The 23,646-nt window shown below is 58.7% G+C and carries 25 protein-coding genes; 14 read left to right on the forward strand and 11 right to left on the reverse strand.

The window, feature by feature from the left end:
• The first annotated feature begins 11 nt into the window (after window positions 1-11).
• The 3 genes from HK44_RS20430 to cysB all read left to right on the forward strand — a co-directional run bounded on the left by HK44_RS20430 (window position 12) and on the right by cysB (window position 2,600).
• Complete coding sequence (locus tag HK44_RS20430; protein WP_019692928.1) at window positions 12-917, forward strand: 5'-nucleotidase; 906 nt, start codon at window positions 12-14, stop codon at window positions 915-917.
• A gap of 94 nt (window positions 918-1,011) precedes the next feature.
• Window positions 1,012-1,512 (forward strand): universal stress protein, encoded by a 501-nt coding sequence (locus HK44_RS20435; protein ID WP_019692927.1) that lies wholly within the window; start codon window positions 1,012-1,014, stop codon window positions 1,510-1,512.
• Window positions 1,513-1,625: 113 nt separating this feature from the next.
• Entirely contained in the window at window positions 1,626-2,600 is a 975-nt protein-coding gene (gene cysB / locus HK44_RS20440; RefSeq protein WP_003183769.1) for an HTH-type transcriptional regulator CysB, read from the forward strand.
• A gap of 12 nt (window positions 2,601-2,612) precedes the next feature.
• Here cysB and HK44_RS20445 read toward each other — a convergent pair whose 3' ends face one another.
• A complete protein-coding gene (locus HK44_RS20445; RefSeq protein WP_019692926.1) occupies window positions 2,613-3,095 on the reverse strand; it encodes a GreA/GreB family elongation factor in 483 nt (160 codons plus the stop codon).
• Window positions 3,096-3,097: 2 nt separating this feature from the next.
• Entirely contained in the window at window positions 3,098-3,499 is a 402-nt protein-coding gene (locus HK44_RS20450) for a hypothetical protein (protein ID WP_019692925.1), read from the reverse strand.
• 122 nt (window positions 3,500-3,621) lie between these two features.
• Here HK44_RS20450 and earP point away from each other — a divergent pair, with 122 nt between their 5' ends.
• Together earP and HK44_RS20460 are read left to right on the forward strand one after the other, a co-directional pair.
• Window positions 3,622-4,755 (forward strand): elongation factor P maturation arginine rhamnosyltransferase EarP, encoded by a 1,134-nt coding sequence (earP, locus tag HK44_RS20455; protein ID WP_019692924.1) that lies wholly within the window; start codon window positions 3,622-3,624, stop codon window positions 4,753-4,755.
• Between the two features lie 48 nt (window positions 4,756-4,803).
• A complete protein-coding gene (locus HK44_RS20460) occupies window positions 4,804-5,373 on the forward strand; it encodes an elongation factor P (RefSeq protein WP_007943632.1) in 570 nt (189 codons plus the stop codon).
• Between the two features lie 76 nt (window positions 5,374-5,449).
• Here the strand turns inward: HK44_RS20460 and HK44_RS20465 are convergent, their stop codons facing one another.
• Together HK44_RS20465 and HK44_RS20470 are read right to left on the reverse strand one after the other, a co-directional pair.
• The gene (locus HK44_RS20465) at window positions 5,450-5,869 is read right to left on the reverse strand and encodes an organic hydroperoxide resistance protein (RefSeq protein WP_019692923.1); all 420 of its coding nucleotides are present in this window, start codon (window positions 5,867-5,869) and stop codon (window positions 5,450-5,452) included.
• Between the two features lie 343 nt (window positions 5,870-6,212).
• Window positions 6,213-6,674, reverse strand: coding sequence for a MarR family winged helix-turn-helix transcriptional regulator (locus HK44_RS20470; protein WP_019692922.1), 462 nt, complete (start codon window positions 6,672-6,674; stop codon window positions 6,213-6,215).
• A 177-nt stretch (window positions 6,675-6,851) separates the two neighbouring features.
• On the opposite strand from HK44_RS20470, the gene HK44_RS20475 reads away from it, so the two are divergent.
• Entirely contained in the window at window positions 6,852-7,601 is a 750-nt protein-coding gene (locus HK44_RS20475) for a sulfite exporter TauE/SafE family protein (RefSeq protein ID WP_019692921.1), read from the forward strand.
• Here HK44_RS20475 and HK44_RS20480 read toward each other — a convergent pair.
• Window positions 7,591-8,445 (reverse strand): LysR substrate-binding domain-containing protein, encoded by an 855-nt coding sequence (locus HK44_RS20480; protein ID WP_031319598.1) that lies wholly within the window; start codon window positions 8,443-8,445, stop codon window positions 7,591-7,593. The genes HK44_RS20475 and HK44_RS20480 overlap by 11 nt on opposite strands.
• Before the next feature lie 97 nt (window positions 8,446-8,542).
• On the opposite strand from HK44_RS20480, the gene HK44_RS20485 reads away from it, so the two are divergent.
• A complete protein-coding gene (locus HK44_RS20485) occupies window positions 8,543-8,758 on the forward strand; it encodes a DUF1127 domain-containing protein (protein WP_031319600.1) in 216 nt (71 codons plus the stop codon).
• 64 nt (window positions 8,759-8,822) lie between these two features.
• Entirely contained in the window at window positions 8,823-10,052 is a 1,230-nt protein-coding gene (locus HK44_RS20490) for a winged helix-turn-helix domain-containing protein (protein WP_019692918.1), read from the forward strand.
• 62 nt (window positions 10,053-10,114) lie between these two features.
• Here the strand turns inward: HK44_RS20490 and HK44_RS20495 are convergent, their stop codons facing one another.
• Window positions 10,115-11,461 (reverse strand): class II 3-deoxy-7-phosphoheptulonate synthase, encoded by a 1,347-nt coding sequence (locus HK44_RS20495; RefSeq protein ID WP_019692917.1) that lies wholly within the window; start codon window positions 11,459-11,461, stop codon window positions 10,115-10,117.
• 156 nt (window positions 11,462-11,617) lie between these two features.
• Here HK44_RS20495 and HK44_RS20500 point away from each other — a divergent pair, with 156 nt between their 5' ends.
• Entirely contained in the window at window positions 11,618-12,373 is a 756-nt protein-coding gene (locus HK44_RS20500) for a spermidine synthase (protein ID WP_019692916.1), read from the forward strand.
• Window positions 12,374-12,529: 156 nt separating this feature from the next.
• Here the strand turns inward: HK44_RS20500 and HK44_RS20505 are convergent, their stop codons facing one another.
• Window positions 12,530-13,321 (reverse strand): crotonase/enoyl-CoA hydratase family protein, encoded by a 792-nt coding sequence (locus HK44_RS20505; RefSeq protein ID WP_019692915.1) that lies wholly within the window; start codon window positions 13,319-13,321, stop codon window positions 12,530-12,532.
• Window positions 13,322-13,742: 421 nt separating this feature from the next.
• Between HK44_RS20505 and HK44_RS20510 the strand changes: the two genes are divergently transcribed.
• Window positions 13,743-15,416, forward strand: coding sequence for a DEAD/DEAH box helicase (locus HK44_RS20510; protein WP_019692914.1), 1,674 nt, complete (start codon window positions 13,743-13,745; stop codon window positions 15,414-15,416).
• Window positions 15,417-15,560: 144 nt separating this feature from the next.
• On the opposite strand, the gene HK44_RS20515 is transcribed toward HK44_RS20510, so the two are convergent.
• Window positions 15,561-16,328: a DODA-type extradiol aromatic ring-opening family dioxygenase gene (locus HK44_RS20515; RefSeq protein ID WP_019692913.1), complete on the reverse strand. Its 768-nt coding sequence runs from the start codon at window positions 16,326-16,328 to the stop codon at window positions 15,561-15,563.
• A gap of 103 nt (window positions 16,329-16,431) precedes the next feature.
• Between HK44_RS20515 and HK44_RS20520 the strand changes: the two genes are divergently transcribed.
• Entirely contained in the window at window positions 16,432-17,088 is a 657-nt protein-coding gene (locus tag HK44_RS20520) for a thiopurine S-methyltransferase (RefSeq protein ID WP_019692912.1), read from the forward strand.
• Window positions 17,089-17,154: 66 nt separating this feature from the next.
• Here the strand turns inward: HK44_RS20520 and htpX are convergent, their stop codons facing one another.
• On the reverse strand, window positions 17,155-18,042 hold the full coding sequence (gene htpX, locus HK44_RS20525; protein WP_019692911.1) for a protease HtpX: 888 nt from the start codon (window positions 18,040-18,042) through the stop codon (window positions 17,155-17,157).
• 313 nt (window positions 18,043-18,355) lie between these two features.
• Complete coding sequence (locus HK44_RS20530; protein WP_019692910.1) at window positions 18,356-19,567, reverse strand: pyridoxal phosphate-dependent aminotransferase; 1,212 nt, start codon at window positions 19,565-19,567, stop codon at window positions 18,356-18,358.
• Between the two features lie 224 nt (window positions 19,568-19,791).
• On the opposite strand from HK44_RS20530, the gene msrB reads away from it, so the two are divergent.
• The 3 genes from msrB (at window position 19,792) to HK44_RS20545 (ending at window position 21,247) form a co-directional block, all read left to right on the forward strand.
• Entirely contained in the window at window positions 19,792-20,187 is a 396-nt protein-coding gene (gene msrB, locus HK44_RS20535; RefSeq protein WP_031319602.1) for a peptide-methionine (R)-S-oxide reductase MsrB, read from the forward strand.
• A gap of 116 nt (window positions 20,188-20,303) precedes the next feature.
• Window positions 20,304-20,789 (forward strand): glutathione peroxidase, encoded by a 486-nt coding sequence (locus HK44_RS20540; RefSeq protein WP_019692908.1) that lies wholly within the window; start codon window positions 20,304-20,306, stop codon window positions 20,787-20,789.
• Window positions 20,786-21,247 (forward strand): MarR family winged helix-turn-helix transcriptional regulator, encoded by a 462-nt coding sequence (locus tag HK44_RS20545; RefSeq protein WP_019692907.1) that lies wholly within the window; start codon window positions 20,786-20,788, stop codon window positions 21,245-21,247. The genes HK44_RS20540 and HK44_RS20545 overlap by 4 nt, the downstream gene beginning before the upstream one ends.
• On the opposite strand, the gene HK44_RS20550 is transcribed toward HK44_RS20545, so the two are convergent.
• Window positions 21,231-23,558: a hybrid sensor histidine kinase/response regulator gene (locus HK44_RS20550; RefSeq protein WP_031319604.1), complete on the reverse strand. Its 2,328-nt coding sequence runs from the start codon at window positions 23,556-23,558 to the stop codon at window positions 21,231-21,233. The two genes, HK44_RS20545 and HK44_RS20550, sit on opposite strands and share 17 nt — an antisense overlap.
• Between the last annotated feature and the right edge of the window lie 88 nt (window positions 23,559-23,646).

The following is a 23,646-nucleotide window of genomic DNA, read 5'->3' on the forward strand; positions in this document are numbered from 1 at the left end:
GGGGGAGCAGCATGGCAAAAGGGATAGGCGACAGATTGGTGCTGGCGATTTCTTCGCGGGCGCTGTTCGACCTGAGCGAAAGCCACAAGGTGTATCTGGCGAGCGGCGTCGAGGCTTATCGGCAGTATCAGATCGAGCACGAAGACGAAATCCTCGAACCGGGTGATGCGTTCCACCTGGTGCAAAAACTGTTGAACCTCAACACCAGCCTCGGTCGGGCGCGGGTCGAGGTGGTGCTGGTGTCGCGCAATAGCGCGGACACCGGTTTGCGGGTTTTCAATTCGATTCACCATTACGGCCTGACGATTTCCCGCGCGGCGTTTGTCGGCGGGCGCAGTCCGTATCCGTACCTGAAGGCCTTCGGCTGTGATCTGTTTCTCTCCACTCACGCCGATGACGTACGCAGCGCACTCGATGCCGGCTTCGCGGCGGCGACGATTCTGTCGGGCGGTGCGAGCCGCGCCGCCAGCGAAGAGTTGCGCATCGCCTTTGATGGCGACGCCGTGTTGTTTTCCGATGAGTCGGAGCGGGTTTATCAGGCGGATGGACTCGAAGCCTTTCAGGCCAACGAACGCGAAGCCGCTCGCGAGCCGCTACGCGGTGGGCCCTTCAAGGGCTTTCTGGCAGCGCTCAATCTGTTGCAACGCGAGTTTCCTGAAGACAGCTGTCCGATCCGTACTGCATTGGTGACCGCGCGTTCGGCACCCGCTCACGAGCGGGTCATCCGTACCTTGCGCGAGTGGGATATTCGACTCGACGAATCGCTGTTTCTCGGCGGGTTGGCCAAGTCTGCATTTCTCGAAGCCTTCGCCGCCGACGTATTTTTCGACGACCAGGCGGGCCATTGTGAGTTGGCCCGTGAGGTGGTTGCCACCGGTCACGTCCCTCACGGCATCAGCAATGAACTGAAGGTTTAAGCCCGGCGTTCAATGCCTTGCGCAGGATGTCGAACTCGCTGTGGCACTGCTAAGCTGAATCAAACGCCGCCATCTCGGCATTCGAGGAGGTCATATGATTCATTCGATGCTGTATGCCACTGACCTCGGCCTGTACGCACCCTTTGTGATGCAGCATGCGTTGGCGTTGGCACGAACATTCAAAGCCGATCTGTATGTGGTGCACGCAGTTGAGCCCATGGGGCTTTTTGCTGAATCGGTGTTGCAGAGCTATCTCGATGAGCAAGCCTTGAATGAATTTCACAGCCAGGGTTTGAGCACAGTGATGGCCAATATCGAGCAGCGGGTATTCGACAGCTTCCGTGAAGAGTTGGGGGAGGGGCAGCAGGATCTGGCGCTGATTCAATCGGTCAGAGTATTTCAGGGCGATCCGTCACAGGTCATTCTTGATCAGGCACAGAAACTCTCGGTGGATTTGTTGATCCTGGGAAGTCACAGCCATGGGGCCGGTGGAGAAACACCGTTGGGGCGGACCGCTGCACGCGTGTTGCAGTTGTCGCAGGTGCCGGTTTACCTGGTGCCATTGTCGCAGCGTCGGCGTCACGGCGATATTTAAGGCGAGAATGCTGGCCCTTTGATGAAAAAGTTCTAGATTTATTCTTCAAACCATTAATATAGTTATATACCGTCGCTGATGCCCGTGGCGTCTATCTGCTTTGAGGGATTGATATGAAGCTTCAACAATTGCGCTACATCTGGGAAGTGGCGCACCACGACCTCAACGTTTCCGCTACCGCCCAAAGCCTGTACACCTCACAGCCGGGCATCAGCAAGCAGATCCGTCTGCTGGAAGACGAGTTGGGCGTCGAGGTTTTTGCGCGCAGCGGCAAACACCTGACCCGAGTCACCCCGGCCGGTGAGCGAATCATCACTACGGCCGGCGAAATTCTGCGCAAGGTCGAAAGCATCAAGCAGATCGCTCAGGAGTTCTCCAACGAGAAGAAAGGCACCCTGTCGATTGCCACCACCCACACCCAGGCGCGTTATGCGCTGCCGCCGGTGATCAGCAATTTCATCAAGCAATACCCGGACGTTGCCCTGCACATGCACCAGGGCTCGCCGATGCAGATCGCCGAAATGGCCGCTGACGGCACCGTGGATTTTGCCATCGCCACTGAAGCACTGGAGCTGTTCGGCGACCTGGTGATGATGCCGTGCTACCGCTGGAACCGTTGCGTTGTCGTGCCACAAGGTCACCCGCTGACCAAGCTGCCGAAGCTGACCCTCGAAGCCCTGGCTGAATACCCGATCGTGACGTACGTGTTCGGTTTCACCGGTCGTTCGAAACTCGACGAAGCCTTCAGCCATCGCGGCCTGACCCCGAAAGTGGTGTTCACCGCCGCCGACGCCGACGTGATCAAGACTTACGTTCGTTTGGGGCTGGGTGTCGGTATCGTGGCGAAAATGGCCGTCGACACCAAACTCGACAACGACCTGGTGGTGCTCGACGCCAGCGAACTGTTCGAATCCAGCGTGACCAAAATCGGATTCCGTCGCGGGACGTTCCTGCGTGGATTCATGTGCGACTTCATCGAGAAATTCGCCCCGCACCTGACTCGTGAAGTCATGGCCAAAGCCATCCAGTGCCACAACAAGCAGGAACTGGAAGAGCTGTTCGACGGCGTAGAATTACCGGTTCATTGATCACACAGGTCACTACACTACCTCGGTGACAGCGAATTGTTGCCGAGTGCCTGCCACCACGATCTCTACCTCATCACCCTCGAACTTGCCCAGCAAACTTTTGCCCAGCGGTGAGCGCGGGGTGATGACCGTAATCAGTTGCCCCACCAGATCAACCTTCAAGCCGGCCGCATCAGGGGCGAGGAACAGCCACTGTTCGCGTCCCTTTTCGTCTTCCAGCCCCAACAGCGCACCGACTTCAATCCCGCGCTGATCGTCATAAGAGCGCAATGTCAGGTTCTGGCACAGCACCAGTGACTGGCGGATTTCCTCCACCCGTTTGGCCTGTCCGGCGGCGAGATAAGACGCTTCCAGTCCCAGGGTGTCGTACTTGTTCTCGGCGATGTTTTCTTCGTGGGTCGCGGTTTCGTACGCGGTTTGCGCTGCGCGCTCGGCGATGTCGAGATCGACCGCAAGCTTTTCCAGGATCAGCTGGTGGACCGTATGTTTGTTCATGATCAATCGCAGAATTGCTGGACGTTGGCGCGGCTTTTTTCGGTGGGCGCGGTTTGGTCTTGCTGTAGCCAGAACTGGCATTTCGGGTTGGACAGGTTGCGGGTATTGCTGCGTGCCTGATCGAGCGTTTGCTGTTGCGCCTGTTTGCGCAGGTTTTCCTTGTACTGCTCGAACATCTGATTCTCGGGTGCCGGTTCAACCACCGCAGGCTTGGGTTGAGTCAGTTGGTGCGCCGCCTCGGCAAGCGGGGCGAGTTGTTCGCTGAACAGCAGTTTCGACACCAGCCAGCAGGTCAGCGCGATGGCCAAAAAACCCAGCCACAAACCCACGGCGATGCTGGCAATCAGTTGCAATGGACTGAGTGTGATGGACACCGTGCGGCGAACGTGTGGACGGTAGGGCATGGCTGCCTCCTGGCGAGGGTTGTGGGCTGCGGCGATTGTCGCATGAAGATTAATCGGCGTCGGCTCTTCTGCACGCAACGATTTATGCGGACAATTGAGATCTTTGCCCCACGGAGCCCGTAATGAAAGTCGACTGGGATATTTTCTGCACTGTCGTCGACAACTACGGCGACATCGGCGTGACCTGGCGCCTGGCCAGGCAGTTAGTGGCCGAGCATCACTGCGCGGTACGGCTGTGGGTCGATGACCTGCGGGCGTTCGAACGCTTGTGCCCGGAACTCGACATCACTGCTGCCCGGCAGTGGCAGCAAGGCGTCGAGGTCTGCCATTGGCCGGCCGACTGGGCGCCGACAGAGGCCGCCGATGTGGTGATCGCGGCGTTCGCCTGTCAGTTGCCACATGCCTATATGGAAGCAATGGCGGCGCGCGAAAAGGCTCCGCTGTGGATGAACCTCGATTATTTGAGCGCCGAAGACTGGATCGTCGGCTGTCATGGTTTACCGTCGGTGAAGTACAAACAGGTGCAGAAGTACTTCTTCTTCCCGGGGTTTCAGGCCGGGACTGGCGGCTTGCTGCGTGAGCGCGGGTTGCTTGAGCGGCGTGAGCAGTTTCAACACAGCGCTGAGGCTCGGCGCGAATTCCTGCAAGGGCTGGGTGTCGATCGCGCCGACGGTGCACGGCTGATGTCGTTATTCGCCTACGAGAATGCGGGATTGGCCGATTGGCTGGACGTCATGGCGGGCGACGCTCATGCCACTCATTTGCTGGTGCCCGAGGGCCGGATCCTGGGCGACGTCGAGCGCTGGCTGGGCGTTGAAGGGCTTGGTGTCGGCGCATTACAGGTGCGCGGTGCGTTGACCGTGCAGGTATTGCCGTTCGTCCGACAGGATCAATACGACCTGCTGCTGTGGAGTTGTGATTTCAACGCGGTGCGTGGGGAGGACTCGTTCGTCCGCGCGCAATGGGCGGCCCGACCAATGCTGTGGCATATTTATCAACAGGAAGAAGATGTCCACCTGGACAAACTCGAAGCCTTTCTGACGCTGTACACCGCAGGCCTTTCACCGGCGGCAAAAGTGGCACTCGTCGGGTTATGGCGAGCGTGGAACACGGGCGCTGGAATGGCTCAGGCATGGGTTGCGGCACAGGAACACTGGCCAGAACTGCAAAAGCACGCCCAGACATGGTGTCTGGAACAGGCTTTGCAGGCCGATCTTGCTGCGGCGCTGGTGCAGTTTTACCTAAATTGGATATGATACGCGGCCTAGATTTTTGTAAATCCCATCCAAATTCGGATATTCGCAATGAAAACTGGTAAAGAACTGAAACCCGGTACGGTGATCCGTCTCGAAAACGACCCTTGGCTGGTTCAGAAAGCTGAATTCACCAAGTCCGGTCGTAACAGCGCGATCATGAAGACCAAGCTGAAAAACCTGCTGACCGGTTACAAGACCGAGATCGTTTACAGCGCTGACGACAAACTGGACGACGTAATCCTCGACCGCAAAGAAGCGACCCTGTCGTTCATCAGCGGCGACACCTACACGTTCATGGACACCACCGACTACACCATGTACGAGCTGAACGCTGAAGACATCGAAGCTGTTCTGCCTTTCGTTGAAGAAGGCATGACCGATGTTTGCGAAGCGATCTTCTTCGAAGAACGTCTGGTTTCCGTAGAACTGCCGACCACTATCGTGCGTCAGGTTGACTACACCGAAGGTTCCGCTCGCGGTGACACTTCCGGCAAGGTGATGAAGCCTGCCAAACTGAAGAACGGTACCGAGCTGTCGGTTGCCGACTTCATCGAAATCGGCGACATGATCGAGATCGATACCCGCGAAGGCGGTTCTTACAAAGGCCGCGCTAAATAAGCGCAGTTTTTGCAGGAAAGAAAAAGCCCGACCATCGAGTCGGGCTTTTTTGTGCGCGTCTGTCGGGTACGAACATTCAGACAGTGACGTGCAGGCGAACGTCTACGTTGCCGCGAGTGGCGTTGGAGTACGGGCAGACCTGATGCGCGGCGTCGACCAGCGCTTGCGCATCGGCGTGTTCCAGGCCGGGCAGGCTGACGTGGAGGTCGATGTCCAGACCGAAACCACCTGGAATCTGGCCAATGCCGACGTGAGCGGTGATCGAGGCGTCATCAGGGATTTTGCGCTTGGTCTGGCTGGCGACAAATTTCAGCGCGCCGATGAAGCAAGCCGAGTAACCGGCCGCGAACAGTTGCTCAGGGTTGGTCGCCGCGCCGCCGGCACCGCCGAGTTCTTTTGGCGTGGCGAGTTTCACGTCGAGGATGTTATCGCTGGAAACGGCACAACCATCACGGCCGCCGGTAGCGGTTGCAACTGCGGTATAGAGAGTTTGCATGGTGTGAGCCTCGTTCGGGGTGATTGATTAGCGCTAAAGGTTTGCGCGCTAACTAAGTGCGAAATAAATGTAGCTCGTTAATATTTTGCGCGCAAGATTAATTTTTAAAAATGTTTATCGAAGGCCGGCTGGCAAGTGGATAAATGCGCCTGGAAGCATCGAGCTAGAGGTGTTGGCGAGGGATATGTGAGGAGAGGGATTTTTGTCTCAGGGCAGCCGTCATCGCGGGCAAGCCTTGCTCTTACAGGTTTAGTGTCGAGACACAATGTTGCACTCGTCGCATAACCTGTAGGAGCAAGGCTTGCCCGCGATGAACGATAACGCGGTAGCTCAGGCAGGCCGCTCAGAGACTGTCTTGCAGGTGGTTACGCAGGTTCTGCAGATCGGCTTGTAGTTTGCGCATCTGCTCCAGGGTCTGGCCGCTGGCGCCGAGGATGCACGGTGGAACCTCCCGGGCTTTTTCCCGCAGGGCACGACCTTGTTCGGTCAGCTCGACAATTACCACGCGTTCATCTTCGCGGCTGCGGGTACGGCTCAGCAGGCCTTCGGCTTCCAGGCGTTTGAGCAGCGGGGTCAGAGAGCCGGGGTCGGTCAGCAGGCGGCTGCTGATCTCGCCAACAGTCAGCCCGTCGCGTTCCCACAGCACCATCATCGCCAGGTATTGCGGATAGGTCAGGCCCAGCGCTTGCAACAAGGGTTTGTAGACCTTGGTCATCAGCAGTGACGTTGAGTGCAGGGCAAAGCACAGCTGGTTATCCAGCAGCAGGTTGTCGCAGTTGTCCGGGGTGTTGCGTTGGGTGCTCATGTCTAAACCTTGATCATTCATCGCCATGAATTTAGCGGTCGAGTCTTTAATGCGCCAGATAATTTTCGGTTATTGCCGACCAGGGCCGCACACGGCAGGGTTTCGACGTGACTGCGCGTTTCCCTGTGTGTGTCGACTGCGTAGGATGCGAGGCCTGATGTGAGGGGGGAGTCGTCAGTGATTGAGTTAGTGATGTATCTGGTGCTCGGCGCTGCGCTGGGCACTGTAGGCGGTGTGTTCGGGATTGGCGGTGGTTTGATCGCGATTCCCGCGTTGGGCGTGTTGTTCGGTCTGGATCAGCAAATTGCCCAGGGCACGGCGCTGGTCATGGTGGTGCCGAACGTGATGCTGGCGCTGTGGCGCTATCACCAGCGCAATCGCATCGAACTGCGCCACGCGTTGCCATTGGCCTCGATGGGCTTCTGCTTTGCCTGGATCGGCTCGGTCTGGGCGGTGGGCATTGACGCACAGCTGATGCGCATCGGTTTTGTGGCGTTCCTGATCGCCTTGTCGGCCTACAACCTGTTGCGCATGTTCATGGCCACTGCGCCGGCTGCCTCGCAGATGCGTTACTCGTGGCCTTGGCTGGGGGTGTTGGGTGCTGCATCGGGGACCATGGGCGGGTTGTTCGGCGTGGGTGGGGCGGTGGTGGCGACGCCGGTGCTCACCAGCCTGTTCGGCACCACGCAAGTGGTGGCTCAAGGGTTGTCATTGGCGCTGGCCTTGCCCAGCACCGGCGTCACGCTGGTGACTTACGCGGTCCATCATCAAGTGAACTGGAGCATCGCACTGCCGATGGCGGCCGGTGGTTTACTGAGCATCAGCTGGGGCGTGAAGATCGCTCACGCCATGCCGGAGCGTTTGTTGCGCGGGTTGTTCTGTGCCTTTCTTGTGCTCTGCGCGGTGATGCTCGCCTTTAAAGTTTGAAGCCTTCGACAATGTGCTCCGCCAGGCATTCGGTGATGGGCGAAGGGTTGTTCAGGTTGCGCACCAGCATGATGCTGGCTTCGGGCAACAGCGGCAGGCCTTCAGCCTCGCCGAGGATGCGCATATCCTGGGTGATCAGGCTTTCCAGCTGCGCAGTGACCGCCAGCCCGGCGCTGACCACCGCCATGATCGCTGACAGGCTCGAACTGTTGTAGGCAATCCGGTACTCGCGCCCGGAAGCGTCCAGCGCATTGCAGGCCCAGATCCTGCAAAAACAATCACTGTTGAACATCGCCAGGGGCAACGGTGTTTGCTCGTTGGGGCTGAAGCACTGCGCCTGCGCCCAGACAAACCGCTCCTTGCGCAGCAACTGGCCGATCTCGCTGCCGGGTTCGCGGGTGACGATCGACAGGTCCAGGTCCTGACGCAGCAGTAACTGCTTGGATGACTCGCAATGGACTTCGATCTGGATCAGCGGATAGGCCTGGGCAAAGCGCGAGAGGATGCCCGGCAGGAAGCGCATGACATAGTCATCCGGGGTGCCGATACGTACCGTGCCGACCATGTGCGGCTCACGCAGGGTGTTGAACACTTCGCTGTGGAGTTTCAGGATCCGCCGGGCATAACCGAGCAACACCTGACCCTCGGCGGTCAGCTTCACCTGACGGCCGTCGCGCTGAAACAACTGGCGTTGCAGCACGTCCTCTTCCAGCCGTTTCATTTGCATGCTTACCGCCGATTGCGTGCGATTCACCAACTCGCCAGCGCGGGTGAAGCCACCTTGGTCGGCAATGGCAACGAAGGTGCGCAGGACTTCCGTATCGATACTCGGGTAGTGGCTCAATTCATCAATCTCCGAGATGTATTGCATAAGAAACATTCGTTGGATTGATCTTAGCTCCGGCGCGAGACTTCAGTCATCTACAACGGAGGGCAAGATGATGAAAGGTCAAAAAGGTTATGTGCTGGTTGGAAAGTTTCACGGGTTTTCTCTGGGCCATTGGCTGGAAAAAATCCTCCGCTGGCATGAACTCCACCGTGAGCGCGCTTTGCTGGCCAGCATGAGTGACGAAGCGCTCAAGGATATCGGTATCAGCCGCGCCGATGTCGAGCATGAAGTTGTCCGGCCATTCTGGGATGACCCGATGCACAAATGAGTACCGAGCTGCTACACAACAAGCTTCACACTGAGGTAGTTTGCGAGCAGACAAGGAGATGCACATGCCCGCAGAACTGTCCTTATCCCTCAAACAGGCTCGGCGTCTGGCGCTGGCCGCCCAGGGTTTCACCGGGCGCCAGCCGCCAGCGGCGATCAAGCCCGCTCAGCTCAACCGCCTGATCGAACGCCTGGGCATTTTGCAAATCGATTCGGTCAACGCACTGGTGCGCTCGCACTATCTGCCGCTGTTTTCGCGTCTTGGCAACTACTCCGCCGACTTGCTCGACCAAGCTGCCTGGGGCCAGGGCCGACAGCGTACGTTGTTCGAGTATTGGGGGCATGAAGCGTCATTGTTGCCGCTGTCGATGTACCCCTTGATGCGTTGGCGCATGCAACGCGCGGCGCAAGGCGAGGGGATTTATCAGCAGCTGGCGCGTTTTGGTCGTGAGCAGCAAGAGACCATTCGCCGTGTTCTGGCTTCGGTCCAGGAGCGGGGGGCGCTCGGCGCTGGCAGTTTGTCGACGCGCCAGGAACGGGCTGGTCCATGGTGGGATTGGAGCGCTGAAAAGCACGCACTGGAATGGTTGTTCGCGGCTGGCGAAGTAACGGTGGCGGGGCGTCGCGGCTTCGAGCGTCTATACGATTTGCCGGAGCGGGTGATTCCCGAATCGATCCTCAAGCAACCGCTGCTCGGCGAAACCGAGGCGCAACGCGGGTTGCTGTTGCATGCAGCCCAAGCGTTGGGTGTCGGCACGGAAAAGGATCTGCGCGACTATTTTCGTTTGAGCCTGACCGAGTGCCGCAACGCTCTGGCCGAGCTGGTTGAAAATGGCGAGTTGCTGGTGTGTGGGGTGCAGGGCTGGAAGCAGCCGGCGTACTGCCTGCCGGAGCCAAAAATACCGCGTAAGGTCGAGGCCAGTGCATTGCTTTCGCCCTTTGATTCGTTGATCTGGGAGCGCAGTCGAACCGAGCGGCTGTTCGATTTTCGTTATCGGCTGGAAATCTACACGCCACCCGGCAAACGGGTTTACGGCTATTACGTACTGCCGTTTTTGCACAACGAACGAATTGCCGCGCGGGTTGATCTTCGAGCGGAGCGGGCGTTGGGCCGGTTGGCGGTGCATGCGGTGCACGAAGAAGAACAAGGCTTGGATGAGCGGGGGATGCAGGCGTTGGCGGCGAATTTGCGGCAGATGGCTGATTGGCTGGGGCTGGAACAGATTCAGCTCAATTGCCCGCGGGCCAGTGCGACGCGGTTACGGGTGGCATTGACGCAGATTGGCGGTGCCTGATCTGACGCCATCGCGAGCAGGCTCGCGATGACGGTCTGACGAATACCGAAAGGCTTACTGACTCAGCGGCGAACCTGCTTCAGGGTCTCAGCAATCAAGAACGCCAGCTCCAGCGACTGATCGGCGTTCATCCGTGGGTCGCAATGGGTGTGGTAACGGTCTGACAAACCATCTTCGGTAATTGGCCGTGCGCCGCCGATGCATTCGGTGACGTTCTGCCCGGTCATCTCGATATGAATGCCACCGGCATACGTACTTTCTGCTTCGTGGACCTGGAAGAACTGCTTCACCTCGCCGAGAATCTGCGCAAAATCCCGGGTCTTGTAGCCACTGCTGGCCTTGATGGTGTTGCCGTGCATCGGGTCGCAACTCCAGAGCACTTTCTTGCCTTCGCGTTCGACCGCACGAATCAGTTGTGGCAGATGGTCGCCGACCTTGTTTGCGCCCATGCGTGCGATCAGGTTCAGGCGGCCCGGATCGTTGTCAGGGTTCAGCACATCGATCAGGCGAATCAGTTCTTCGGTGTTCATGGTCGGGCCGACCTTGACCCCGATCGGGTTGTTCACCCCGCGCAGGAACTCGACATGAGCGCCGTCGAGCTGACGCGTGCGATCGCCGATCCACAGCATGTGCGCCGAGCAATCGTAGTAATCGTTGGTCAGGCTGTCGCGACGCACGAAGGCTTCTTCGTAGTTCAACAGCAGCGCTTCGTGGGCGGTGAAGAAACTGGTTTCGCGCAGTTGCGGCGAGCTGTCCATGCCGCAGGCGCGCATGAACGCCAGGGTTTCATCGATACGGTCGGCCAGGTGGCTGTATTTTTCGGCCAGTGCCGAGTTGGCGATGAAGTCCAGGTTCCATTTATGCACTTGATGCAAGTCGGCAAAACCGCCCTGGGCAAAGGCCCGCAGCAGGTTCAGGGTCGCAGTGGACTGGTGATAGGACTGCAACAGGCGATCCGGGTCGGGTACGCGGCTTTTTTCGTCGAAACCGATGCCGTTGACGATGTCGCCTCGGTAGGCCGGCAAGGTCACGCCGTTGATGGTTTCGTCATTGGCCGAGCGCGGCTTGGCGAACTGCCCGGCCATACGCCCGACTTTTACCACCGGGCAACCGGCGGCGAAGGTCATGACGATCGCCATTTGCAGCAGGACTTTGAAAGTGTCGCGGATTTTCGCCGCCGAAAACTCGGCGAAGCTTTCCGCGCAATCGCCGCCTTGCAGCAGAAACGCCCGGCCCTGGGTCACCTCGGCAAACTGACGGCGCAACTCCCGGGCCTCACCGGCAAACACCAAGGGCGGATAACTGGCCAGGCTTTGCTCGACTGCGCGCAAATGTGCAGCGTCAGGGTAGTGGGGTTGTTGCTGGATCGGCAGGGCGCGCCAGCTGTCAGGGCTCCAGGGTTGGCTCATCATGGACTCTAGTGTTTTACGGTCGGACGTTTATGTTATCAGCAATTAGTGCGTGACCTGTTCCTGAAGCTTGGCGGACAATTGCGCCTTTGCCGCGCCAAGCGGAACGAATGATTGCGTTGCCGGGGATCAGCCCGACAACGACTGGGAGACGAAATGACTGAGGAGCGCGTCGAGCATCTGCTCGCCGAGGTGTTTGATGAATTCGGCATGATCCGGGTGCTGGAAGTGGCGGATTACCGTTTTCTCGAATTTGGTGATGCCATCGAGCAGAGCTGCGTGTTCACCGCCGATCCGAGCTGGCTCGAGTACGACTACACCCGCGCGATGCTGATTGGTGCGCTGTGCCATGATCAGCCGGAAAGCGCGCTGTTTCTCGGCCTGGGTGCAGGCACCCTGACTCAGGCGTGCCTGAAGTTCCTGCCGCTGGAAGACGTCGAAGCGATCGAGTTGCGCCCGGACGTACCGCGTCTGGCCATCGAGTACCTGGGGCTGGACGACGATCCTCGTCTGTATATCCGCATCGGCGACGCCCTCGAGTTGCTCGAGACGGCCGAGTCGGCGGATCTGATTTTCGTCGACCTTTATACCGATGTCGGTCCGGGTGTCGGCCATTTGGCCTGGGGGTTTCTGGAAAACTGTCAGAAACGCCTGAATCCGGGCGGCTGGCTGGTGATCAATCAATGGGCGACCGATGACGGCAAACCGCTGGGTGCAGCGTTACTGCGTGGGCTCTATCACCGACATTATTGGGAGCTGCCGGTGAAAGAGGGCAATGTGATCCTGATCGTGCCAGCCGACCTTGACCAGGAACTGGACATGCAAGGATTGACCGCCCGCGCCGAAGCGCTGGCGCCGCGATTGGGGTATTCGTTGCAGCCGCTGATCAAGGCGATTCGCCCGGCGACGTGAATTCTGGCGAGCCACTGTGGCGAGGGAGCTTGCTCCCGTTGGGGCGCGAAGCGACCCCAGAACCGGCAAGCGCCGTCTTTCTGATACACCGCGATTGCTGCTTCACGACTGCTGCGCAGCCGAACGGGAGCAAGCTCCCTCGCCACAAAGGCAATGTCAGCAGCCTTTGAAGACCCCGGGGCGTTTCTCGATCAACGATCGCACCCCCTCTTTGGCGTCTTCACTGTTGAGCAACTTCTTGACCAGCGCTGGCAAAGCCAATGCCGCCGCTGTTTCACCCTCCAGATGAGCCTGACGTGCGGACTGCAAGGTCGCCTGAACTCCCAGCGGCGCCTGCCTGGCAATGCGTTCTGCCAGCTCGATCGCACGCGGTAACAGGTCTTCGCTGACCATGACCTCCTGCACCAGCCCCAGACGCAGCGCTTCGTGGGCGTCGAACTCATCGCCGGTCAGCAGCCAGCGCATGGCATTGCCCCAACCGGCTATCTGATGCAGGCGCAAGGTTGCACCGCCAAAGGGGAAGATGCCGCGCTGCACTTCCATTTGCGCAAAGCGGGTGTTGCTGGCGCAGAGGTTGATATCGGCGGCTAACATCAGTTCGATGCCAATCGTCAGGCAATAGCCCTGGGCCGCAACAATCACCGGTTTGCTGACCCTGGGGCCAACGAACACCCCCCACGGATCGCAACCGCCGGCCGGGGTTTGCCAGCCTTCGGCCAGCGCAGCGCTGACGCTCGCCAGGTCCAGCCCGGCGGTAAAGTGCTCGCCATGACCGAACACCACCGCGACGCGGGCCTCGCTGTCGGCTTCGAACTCGCCATAGGCCAGGCTCAGCGCGTTGAGCAGATCGAGGTCAAACGCATTGCGCTTGGCCACCCGGTCCAGCCCGATCAACAGGACATGACCGCGTCGTTCACGGCTGACGCGACTGCAATCAGGTTGATTCATGGGATATTTCCTCGGGCGGGGAAGGGGGCTCAGACCAAAGGTCATGGCCTGAAAGATGAACCGTTTAAGTGTCATGACCAACAGGGCCGGGCTTTTGAAAAATAGACCGTTGCACGATTATCCGCAAAGCCTGTGACACAACGGTGTATGCCGGTTTTTTCCGACAAATAAAGCTCCCTTTTTTGGTGAATTCCGGTATAGTGCGCGCCGGTCTTTAGCCAGGCCGCGTTTAGGTAGCGCAATTCCCCGAAGTCAGCTTCGGCTGCACGTCCGCACAGCGGACTCTTCCTTGACGAATCTTTTTCATTCATTCGTTTTCGCAAATCCCCGCCGACAAAGCAGCCAGGGCGACTCTTGAGTCTTACACGGCATGCGCAGCTTTGGAGCATGGGTCTTTGCGGATGCACTTAGAGGCAGACCCATGACCCAGGAAACCGGCGGCTTCGCCGCTTTTAATCTTAATCCGAATATTCTTGCAGCCGTCATCGCGACTGGCTACGAAGAGCCTTCGGCTATTCAGCAGCAATCGATCCCGATCATCATGGCCGGTCACGACATGATTGGTCAGGCGCAAACCGGTACGGGTAAAACCGCTGCGTTCGCCCTGCCGATCCTGCATTGCATCGATCCTGCTAAGCGCGAGCCGCAAGCCCTGATCCTGGCGCCAACCCGTGAGTTGGCGCTGCAAGTAGCAACCGCTTTCGAAACCTACGCCAAGCAAATGCCCGGCGTTACCGTTGTGGCCGTTTACGGCGGCGCGCCTATGGGCCCGCAACTGAAAGCAATCCGTAATGGCGCACAGATCGTTGTCGCCACTCCGGGCCGTCTGTGCGACCACCTGCGTCGTGACGAAAAAGTATTGGCAACCGTGAACCACCTGGTTCTCGACGAAGCTGACGAAATGCTCAAGCTGGGCTTCATGGACGACCTGGAAGTTATCTTCAAGGCCTTGCCGGCAACCCGTCAGACCGTATTGTTCTCGGCTACCCTGCCGCAGTCGATCCGTGCCATCGCCGAGCGTCATCTGCGTGATCCGCAGCACGTGAAGATCCAGACCAAGACTCAGACCGTTACCGCGATCGAACAGGCTCACCTGTTGGTTCACGCTGACCAGAAGACCTCGGCTGTATTGAGCCTGCTGGAAGTGGAAGATTTCGACGCGCTGATCATGTTTGTGCGTACCAAGCAAGCGACCCTGGACCTGGCCAGCGCCCTGGAAGCCAAAGGCTACAAAGCCGCTGCGCTGAACGGTGACATTGCCCAGAACCAGCGTGAGCGCGTGATCGAATCCCTCAAGGATGGCCGTCTGGACATCGTTGTGGCGACCGACGTTGCTGCTCGTGGTCTGGACGTTCCGCGTATCACTCACGTGTTCAACGTTGATATGCCGTACGATCCAGAGTCCTACGTTCACCGTATCGGCCGTACTGGCCGTGCCGGTCGCGAAGGTCGTGCACTGCTGCTGGTGACTCCACGCGAGCGCCGCATGCTGCAAGTGATCGAGCGCGTAACCGGTCAAAAGGTTGCTGAAGTTCGCCTGCCAGACGCTCAAGCTGTTCTCGATGCACGCATCAAGAAACTGACCAACAGCCTGTCGCCGCTGGTTGGCGATGCCGAATCGACTCACGGTGATCTGCTGGATCGCCTGACTGCCGACATCGGTTGCACCCCGCGTGCACTGGCTGCTGCTCTGCTGCGCAAGGCTACCAACGCTCAGGCACTGACCCTGGCTGCTATCGAGAAAGAACGTCCACTGGTGCCGAACAACGCACCGCGTGGCGATCGTCCAGAGCGTACCGGTGATCGTCCGGACCGTGGTGACCGCGAGCGTCGTGCTCCGATCCCATTGGCCGAAGGCCGTGCTCGTTGCCGTACCGCGCTGGGTGCGCGTGATGGTATCGCTGCCAAGAACCTGCTGGGCGCTATCCTCAACGAAGGTGGTCTGGCTCGCGAAGCAATCGGTCGTATCCAGGTGCGTGACAGCTTCAGCCTGGTCGAGTTGCCGGAAGATGGTCTGGAGCGTCTGCTGACCAAACTGAAGGACACTCGCGTTGCCGGTAAGCAGCTGAAACTGCGTCGCTATCGCGAAGATTGATCCGCTCTCGGGCTGATTGATCGCACATAAAAAATCCCCGACTGGTTCGGGGATTTTTTTTGCCTGCTGTTTTGTGTCTGGCCTCTTGAGCGGAGTTGCCCCCATCGCGAGCAAGCTCGCGATGGGGGCGACGCGGTATATCGGTCAGCCGAAACGATAGATGTCCATCCCCAGCGCACCCATGGTGAAACCCTCGTGGGCGATGCTGAAATCGCCACCGGCGCCACGGGCGAAGTACAGTGGCAGCAAATGCTCGTCGCTGGGATGGCTGCGCACGGCATTCGGGGCTTGCTGGCGATAATCGTGCAGGGCGACTTCATCGTTTGCGGCGAGCTTTTCAATCATCCAGTCGCGAAAGGCCTTGGCCCAGGGTTCGACACTTTCCGGACCGGCATGCCAGTCCAGCTCGCGCAGGTTATGGGTGATGCTGCCGGAGCCAATCAACAACACACCTTGCTCGCGCAGACTGGACAGCGCGCGCCCGACGCGGGTTTGCAGGGCTGGGCCAAGACGACTCGGCAGCGACACCTGCACCACCGGAATGTCGGCCCGCGGATACATCAGAGACAGAGGGACCCAAACACCATGATCGAGCGGGCGCTGGCTATCGAGCTGTGCCGGCAAACCATCCGCGTCGAGTAACCCGGCGACCTGCGCCGCGAGTTCCGGCTGGCCGGGTGCGGGGTATTGCACCGCGAACAGCGCAGCGGGGAATCCACCGAAGTCGTGCCAGGTTTCTGGTTGCTCAGCGCTGCCGACGCGCAGGTCCTGGCTTTCCCAGTGTGCGGAAACGATCACGATGGCCTTGGGTTTCGGTAGCTCGCTGGCCAGACGTGCGAGCGCCGGCCCACTGGCGCCGGGCTCCAGTGCCAGCATGGGTGAGCCGTGAGAGATAAACAGGCTGGGGAACATGAATAAGGTCCTGAGCGTTAAGATAGGAGCATCTTCAGTCAGATCATTGATCTAAATCTAATATAAGTTTTAGGGCATATAGATCGAATTATCAGGGGGATTTATGCAGCCTGAGTTTTGGCAAAAGCGTTGGGAGCTCAATCAGATCGGTTTCCATCAGTCAGAGGTTAATCCTTATTTGCAGCAATACTGGCCGCAATTGAATCTGACGAAGGGCTCACAGGTGCTGGTGCCGCTCTGTGGGAAAAGTCTTGATCTCGTGTGGCTGGCCGGGCAGGGGCATCGGGTGCTGGGTGTCGAGTTATCGGAAAAAGCCGTTGAGGAATTTTTTCGTGAGCAGCAACTGACACCGCAGATCACCGAACAAGGTGCGTTCAAGGTCTACCAGGCGGGGTCCCTGGTGCTGTGGTGCGGAGATTTTTTCAGCCTGACCGCAGACGATGTGGTCGATTGTGTGGCCGTCTATGATCGGGCGGCGCTGATTGCCTTGCCACCGCCCATGCGCGAACAGTACGCCGCGCACTTGAGCCAGACTTTGCCGGCAACCTGTGAAGGCTTGTTGATTACGATGGACTACGATCAGGCGCAATTGGCCGGTCCGCCCTTTGCCGTGACGGATGAAGACGTGCAGACGTTACTGGGCGGTCGCTGGCGGCTCGATTTCTGTGAGGTGCGGGACATTCTGGGGGAGAGCTGGAAGTTCCTCCAGGCGGGCGTTACGCGCCTTGAGGAGCGTGTATATAAATTGATCGCTCGCTAAACCGCAAAAGATCGGCATAAAAAAAGGGGCGATCAGATCGCCCCTTTTCTATCACCGCAGAACTTCTCAGCCGCGACGACGCAATGCGTCGATCCGCTCTTCCAGCGGTGGGTGGCTCATGAACATGCGGGCGAACCCTTGCTTGATGCCACCGTTGATGCCAAAGGCATTCAGGGTGTCCGGCATGTGCACCGGCAGGCCTTGTTCCGAGCGCAAGCGCTGCAGGGCGCCGATCATGGCGCTGGTGCCGGCCAGGCGGGCGCCGGCTTCGTCTGCACGGAATTCGCGTTTGCGCGAGAACCACATGACGATCGCGCTGGCCAGGATACCCAGCACCAGTTCGGCGAAGATGGTCGCGACATAGTAGGCAATGCCTTGGCCTTCTTCGTTTTTGAAAATCACCTTGTCGACGAAATTACCGATGATCCGCGCGAAGAACATCACGAAGGTGTTCACCACGCCCTGAATCAGCGCCAGCGTTACCATGTCGCCGTTGGCTACGTGACCGATTTCGTGGGCCAGAACGGCTTTCACTTCATCGGGCGAGAAACGCTCGAGCAAGCCCTGGCTGACCGCGACCAGCGCGTCGTTCTTGTTCCAGCCGGTGGCAAAGGCGTTAGCCTCGTACGCCGGGAAAATCCCGACTTCGGGCATCTTGATTCCGGCTTCGCGGGACAGTTGCTCGACGGTTTGCAGCAGCCATTGTTCATGGCGAGTGCGCGGCTGGCTGATGATTTGGGTGCTGGTGCTCATCTTCGCCATCCACTTGGAGATGAACAGCGAGAACAGCGAGCCGGCGAAACCAAAGACCGCACAGAAAATCAGCAGCTGATTGAGGTTGAGATCAACCCCGTTGGCCGCCATGAACCCGTTGAAGCCGAAAAGGCTCAGGGTGATGCTGGCAATCAGCACGACCGCCAGGTTAGTGGCCAAAAACAGCAGGATGCGCATCATGGTTGTAGAAATCTCCTCGTGCTAAATATGTAGCGTACTGCGGGGTATATAAGGTGCTGCACCGGGCTATTCAACCGGGTGACTATTTCAAACTGTGTCCTACAGCTGGATTCTAGATGCTTGCAGGGCATTTCTGACGTCACCTGAAGAGATATTTGGCTGGATTTTGCTTTCACAAGTCCCGCCGCTATTGGGCGTAACCGGCAGTCGCGTAAATCCGCCAGCACTCAAGGCGCTGTCGCAGTCGAAGCATGGAGATATGTTGCTGAATTAATCGCCGAGGGCCATTTTGAGGCCCTCGGCGTCATCGCGCTTACTGGCGATAGGACTTGAGGAAGTTGCCGATCCGACCGATAGCCATGTCCAGTTCGTCCACTCGAGGCAGGGTCACGACGCGGAAGTGGTCCGGCCATGGCCAGTTGAAGGCTGTGCCCTGGACCACCAGCAGTTTTTCCGAGAGCAGCAGGTCGAGGACGAACTTTTCATCGTTGTGGATTGGGCAGACTTTAGGGTCGATCCGCGGGAACGCGTAGAGCGCGCCCATCGGTTTGACGCAGCTGACGCCCGGGATGTCGTTGAGCAGCTCCCAGGTGCGGTTGCGCTGTTCCAGCAGGCGCCCTTGCGGCAGCACCAGGTCATTGATGCTCTGATAACCGCCCAGTGCGGTCTGGATCGCATGCTGGCTTGGCACGTTGGCGCACAGGCGCATGTTGGCCAGCATGTCGATGCCTTCGATGTAGCTTTGGGCGTGATGCTTGGGACCGGAAATGGCGATCCAGCCGGAGCGGAAACCGGCAATCCGATAGGACTTGGACAGACCGTTGAAGGTCAGGCACAGCAGGTCCGGCGCCAGGGACGCGGTGCAGATGTGCACGGCATCGTCGTACAGGATCTTGTCGTAGATCTCGTCGGAGAACACCACCAGATTGTGCTGGCGAGCCAGTTCCAGCATGCCCAGCAGGACTTCTTTGGAGTACACCGCACCGGTCGGGTTGTTCGGGTTGATGATGACCAGAGCCTTGGTGTTCGGGGTGATCTTGGCCTTGATGTCGGCCAGGTCCGGCCACCAGTTGGCTTGCTCGTCGCACAGGTAGTGCACCGGATTACCGCCTGCCAGGCTGACCGCTGCGGTCCACAGCGGATAGTCGGGGGCCGGAACCAGCACTTCGTCACCGTTGTTGAGCAGGGCCTGCATCGACATCACGATCAGCTCGGAAACGCCGTTGCCCAGGTAGATGTCTTCGATGCCGACACCTTCTACCTGTTTCTGCTGGTAATACTGCATGACGGCCTTGCGCGCACTGAACAGGCCTTTGGAGTCGCTGTAGCCCTGGGCGGTCGGCAGGTTGCGGATCACGTCCTGGAGGATTTCATCGGGCGCTTCGAAACCAAAAGGCGCCGGGTTGCCAATGTTCAGCTTGAGGATGCGATGGCCTTCCTCTTCCAGGCGTTTGGCGTGCTTGAGCACTGGGCCGCGAATGTCGTAGCAGACGTTGGCGAGCTTGTTCGATTTGCTGACCTGCATGGCGATGTGTTCCCGAAAATGAACGATCCAGACGCTGTTTGAACTACCGTACTGGGAATCCTGCGTTTTCACACGGGCCTGGCGCCTGGGGTCACCGCACCAAAATCCGTTTGAATGCGTGTAACGCGGCTGCCAGACTGGCATTTAACGAGGCGCAATCATACGTGCCGCCTGATCCGTGGAAAAGGTACAGATCAGGCTTTTTCAGAAGCAGAGGTATGACCATGGAAAAGTTGGAAAAAACCCTGGAAGAATGGCGCGCGATGCTCGACCCGGAGCAGTACAACGTTTGTCGTTTGAAGGGCACCGAGCGGCCGTTCTCGGGCAAGTACAACGGCACCAAAACCGAGGGTGTCTATCACTGCATCTGCTGCAACGAGCCGCTGTTCGATTCAACTGCCAAGTTCGATTCAGGCTGTGGCTGGCCGAGCTTCTACGAGCCGATCGGCGAGAGCGCCATGGTCGAGATTCGCGATATCAGCCACGGCATGATTCGTACCGAAGTGGTCTGCGCCAAGTGCGATGCGCACCTGGGGCATGTATTCCCGGATGGCCCGCCACCGACCGGCTTGCGTTATTGCATCAACTCGGTGTGCCTGGACCTGGTGCCGCGCGAATAATGTAAGTCCTGACCTGCGGCAGCTCCTTGTCGGCAGGTTATTGATTTATTAAATTGCACACAATCTAATTGCTCGCTATGTTTAAGCCTTCCTCATCTTCCACCGGAGCATGCGCGATGACCGAGAACCTGCTGAGTATTCCCTGCACCACCATCAAAGGTGAGCAAAAGACCCTGGCCGATTACGCCGGCAAAGCGCTATTGGTGGTCAACACCGCCAGTAAATGCGGCTTTACCCCGCAGTACAAAGGACTGGAGGAGTTGTGGCGGACCTATAAGGATCGAGGCCTGGTGGTGCTCGGGTTTCCGTGCAACCAGTTCGGTAAACAGGAACCGGGCAATGAAGGGGCGATTTCCGAGTTCTGCGAACTGAACTTCGGTGTGAGCTTTCCACTGTTCAAAAAAATCGACGTCAACGGTAGCGACGCCCATCCGCTGTTTGTTCAGCTGAAAAAGCGTGCGCCGGGTCTACTGGGCTCCCAGGGCATCAAGTGGAATTTCACCAAGTTCCTGATCGGCCGGGATGGCAAGCTGGTCAAGCGTTTTGCGCCGACGACCAAGCCGCAGGACCTGACCCGCGAGATTGAAGCCCTGCTCAAATGAATGATGTGTCAGCCGATTCGCTGCTGCTCGACAGTCAGCTCTGCTTCAAGCTGTACGCCGCGTCCCGAGCAGTGATCCGCGGCTATAAGCCAATGCTCGATCAACTGGGCCTGACGTATCCGCAATATCTGGTGATGCTGGTGCTATGGGAGTGGCAGCAAAGTGCGCCCGAGCAGCCAACAGTCAAAGCCCTTGGCGAGCGACTGTCGCTGGATTCCGGGACGCTCACGCCGTTGCTCAAGCGTCTTGAGCAGTTACACCTGGTCCAGCGTCAACGCTCGGCGCGCGATGAGCGGGAAGTGCACTTGAGTCTGTCGCCGGCAGGGGTTGCCCTGCGCGAACAGGTCGGGCCGCTCAAGGCACGCCTGTTGTGCGACAGTGGTGTCGATCTTGAGCGCTTGGGTGAATTGCGCGACGGCCTTGATCAACTGCTGGGGCAGATCAGGGCGCTATCGTAGCCGGCACCCACTGTTCAAGCAGGGCCGCCAGTTCCTCGCGACGGAACGGTTTCGCCAGATAATCGCTCATGCCTGCCGCACGGCAGCGTTCGCGCTCCTCGGGCATGGCGTTGGCGGTCAGGGCAACGATCGGCAGATCCGGCCAGCGCCCGCTGTGACGGATCTGCCGGCTGGCCTCGTAGCCGTCCATCACTGGCATGTTGCAGTCCATCAGCACCATGTCGAATTCCTTGAGTTCCAGCTGGTCGAGCGCTTCGGCGCCGTGGGAGGCGACAACCACCTTGCAGCCCAACTTGCTGAGCATGCCTTTGGCCACGAGCTGATTGACCGGGTTGTCTTCCACCAGAAGGATTCTTGCCCGCCGCTGGGGCGTGAGGCTTGACTCTTGAGCATCGGTGACGAGAGCGACTTCGTCGGCCTGTAAAGTGCGTCGTAGTGTCTGGTAGAGCGCATTGCGGGCCAATGGGCGTGCTTGTTGTTGCAGGGGGGCGAGGGCAGCCGCTTCTTCACTGGGCATGAAACTGCCATAGGCAGTCACCAGCAGAATCGGCGCGGTCATGCCCGGACGTACTCCGAACAGACATTCCGGGCAGTCAGTGATCATCACATCGGGCGATAACCCGATCAAGGCGTCGTCGATGGTGCGCTGTTGGTACTCCAGCCCCCAAACGGGCAACAGATTACCTAACAGTTCGGCCAGACCGCTGCTGGCGGCGGTAATCGCCAAGACCTTGCCTTGCAGGGGGGCGGGAATGATTGCCGGCGTGTGGGCCGGCAACGGCAGTTCGGCGCAGAACTGACTGCCGAAACCAGGTTCTGAACTGATGCTGAGGCGGCCCTGCATGGCTTCGCACAGGTTGAAGGTCAGGGCCAAACCCAGCCCGGTACCACCGAACTGACGAGAGATGCCCGCACCCGCTTGGGTAAACGGCTGGAAGATTTTGAGCTGATCATCCTGCGCGATGCCGATTCCGGTGTCGCAGACTTCGATTCTGACGCCGTCTTCGTGGGTGCTCAGGCGCACGTCCACCCGTCCAAAACGGGTAAATTTAAGGGCGTTGGAGAGCAGGTTGCTGACAATCTGCCGAACCCGCATCGGGTCGCCGAGCACCAGAGACGGGAACTGCGGATCAATCAGGCATGTCAGTTCGACGCTGGGCGCGGCGTTCTGTGACAGCAGGTTGGCGGTGTCTTCGATCAGTGAGCCGAGGTCGAACGGAATGCGCTCCAGCTCAAGCTGACCCGCATCGAACTTCGACAGGTCGAGAATATCGTTGAGCAGTTCCACCAGTACTTTGCCGGAGTCGTGGGCAATCGACAGTTGCTGGCGTTGTTCGGCATTTAGCGGACTGTCCAGCGAGAGCGCGATCATCCCCAGCAAGCCATTGAGCGGCGTACGGATTTCATGGCTCATGTTGGCCAGAAACACAGAGCGTGCCTGGGCCATGTCCAGAGCGGTCTGGCGCGCGATTTCCAATTCTTCGTTCGATACCGTCAATCGGCTATTGATCGCTTTCAGCTCACCGGTACGCGCCGAGACGATGTTTTCCAGTTGCCCGAGGTAGTCGGTCAGACGGTTTTCGGCATTGCGGCGTTGCTGGATTTCCGTGGTCATGTTTTCGAATTGCTGGTTGGCCACCGTGACCAGGACGCCGATCTCATCGTTTTCATGTGCTACCGGACACTCCAGCGGTGGCTGCTCTGAACTGCTCGGGTCACGTGCACTCAGTTCGCGAATTACCCGCACCAGCGGTTTGGTGAGCATCACGTAGAACAGCGCCAGCAAAATCCCGGTCAATATCAGGCTGCGGACAAAACCGTTGATCAGAGTGACTTCGGCCCGGCGCAGAAAGCGGCTGCCAAACGTGTAGGTGTCAATATCCAGTTGCAAGGTGCCGAGGGACTCATCGGGCAGGTGGTCGAGGAACAGGCGGTCCTTGAACTGTCGATTGGCGCCGAACAGAAAGTCGCTGATCACCCGATAGCCGCCGTTTTGCGGGTCCGGGCGTTTTACGCTGGCGAGGATCGTATTGTTGTTATCGCTCAGTTGCGCACTGATCACTGCGGGTGAGCGCAGCAGGCCGAGGGTCAGTTCCTGGGCCAGTTCGGCATCGATGTTGTAGGCGATCCGCGAAGCCGGGTTATGGCTGATTTCCAGCAGCGAGTGTATTTCCCGGTTGATGGAGGCGTCTTCGCTGGCATAATCGATGCCTATTTGCACCAGGCTGAGCAGGGTTCCCAGAATGAAACCGACCAGCACTGTGAGCCTGGCTTGCTTGTAAGACAGTCGGTTGGTGAACTTGATATCCATGGTGTGCTGAACCACTTTCGTTTCCCTTCTGGGCGAAGCATAGCCGATCATCGGTGGGTTTCGGCATGACTGACGGGTGAGCCATTAT

This window comes from Pseudomonas fluorescens HK44 (assembly GCF_000217955.3).
GTDB classification, from domain to species: Bacteria; Pseudomonadota; Gammaproteobacteria; order Pseudomonadales; family Pseudomonadaceae; genus Aquipseudomonas; species Aquipseudomonas fluorescens_AQ.

What these genes read in the sequence shown, in the direction of transcription:
- HK44_RS20430 (WP_019692928.1), top strand. Translation starts at nt 12, where the DNA reads ATGGCAAAAGGGATAGGCGACAGATTGGTGCTGGCGATTTCTTCGCGG.
- HK44_RS20435 (WP_019692927.1), top strand. Translation starts at nt 1,012, where the DNA reads ATGATTCATTCGATGCTGTATGCCACTGACCTCGGCCTGTACGCACCC.
- cysB (WP_003183769.1), top strand. Translation starts at nt 1,626, where the DNA reads ATGAAGCTTCAACAATTGCGCTACATCTGGGAAGTGGCGCACCACGAC.
- HK44_RS20445 (WP_019692926.1), bottom strand. Translation starts at nt 3,095, where the DNA reads ATGAACAAACATACGGTCCACCAGCTGATCCTGGAAAAGCTTGCGGTC.
- HK44_RS20450 (WP_019692925.1), bottom strand. Translation starts at nt 3,499, where the DNA reads ATGCCCTACCGTCCACACGTTCGCCGCACGGTGTCCATCACACTCAGT.
- earP (WP_019692924.1), top strand. Translation starts at nt 3,622, where the DNA reads ATGAAAGTCGACTGGGATATTTTCTGCACTGTCGTCGACAACTACGGC.
- HK44_RS20460 (WP_007943632.1), top strand. Translation starts at nt 4,804, where the DNA reads ATGAAAACTGGTAAAGAACTGAAACCCGGTACGGTGATCCGTCTCGAA.
- HK44_RS20465 (WP_019692923.1), bottom strand. Translation starts at nt 5,869, where the DNA reads ATGCAAACTCTCTATACCGCAGTTGCAACCGCTACCGGCGGCCGTGAT.
- HK44_RS20470 (WP_019692922.1), bottom strand. Translation starts at nt 6,674, where the DNA reads ATGAGCACCCAACGCAACACCCCGGACAACTGCGACAACCTGCTGCTG.
- HK44_RS20485 (WP_031319600.1), top strand. Translation starts at nt 8,543, where the DNA reads ATGAAAGGTCAAAAAGGTTATGTGCTGGTTGGAAAGTTTCACGGGTTT.
- HK44_RS20490 (WP_019692918.1), top strand. Translation starts at nt 8,823, where the DNA reads ATGCCCGCAGAACTGTCCTTATCCCTCAAACAGGCTCGGCGTCTGGCG.
- HK44_RS20495 (WP_019692917.1), bottom strand. Translation starts at nt 11,461, where the DNA reads ATGAGCCAACCCTGGAGCCCTGACAGCTGGCGCGCCCTGCCGATCCAG.
- HK44_RS20500 (WP_019692916.1), top strand. Translation starts at nt 11,618, where the DNA reads ATGACTGAGGAGCGCGTCGAGCATCTGCTCGCCGAGGTGTTTGATGAA.
- HK44_RS20505 (WP_019692915.1), bottom strand. Translation starts at nt 13,321, where the DNA reads ATGAATCAACCTGATTGCAGTCGCGTCAGCCGTGAACGACGCGGTCAT.
- HK44_RS20510 (WP_019692914.1), top strand. Translation starts at nt 13,743, where the DNA reads ATGACCCAGGAAACCGGCGGCTTCGCCGCTTTTAATCTTAATCCGAAT.
- HK44_RS20515 (WP_019692913.1), bottom strand. Translation starts at nt 16,328, where the DNA reads ATGTTCCCCAGCCTGTTTATCTCTCACGGCTCACCCATGCTGGCACTG.
- HK44_RS20520 (WP_019692912.1), top strand. Translation starts at nt 16,432, where the DNA reads ATGCAGCCTGAGTTTTGGCAAAAGCGTTGGGAGCTCAATCAGATCGGT.
- htpX (WP_019692911.1), bottom strand. Translation starts at nt 18,042, where the DNA reads ATGATGCGCATCCTGCTGTTTTTGGCCACTAACCTGGCGGTCGTGCTG.
- HK44_RS20530 (WP_019692910.1), bottom strand. Translation starts at nt 19,567, where the DNA reads ATGCAGGTCAGCAAATCGAACAAGCTCGCCAACGTCTGCTACGACATT.
- msrB (WP_031319602.1), top strand. Translation starts at nt 19,792, where the DNA reads ATGGAAAAGTTGGAAAAAACCCTGGAAGAATGGCGCGCGATGCTCGAC.
- HK44_RS20540 (WP_019692908.1), top strand. Translation starts at nt 20,304, where the DNA reads ATGACCGAGAACCTGCTGAGTATTCCCTGCACCACCATCAAAGGTGAG.
- HK44_RS20545 (WP_019692907.1), top strand. Translation starts at nt 20,786, where the DNA reads ATGAATGATGTGTCAGCCGATTCGCTGCTGCTCGACAGTCAGCTCTGC.
- HK44_RS20550 (WP_031319604.1), bottom strand. Translation starts at nt 23,558, where the DNA reads ATGGATATCAAGTTCACCAACCGACTGTCTTACAAGCAAGCCAGGCTC.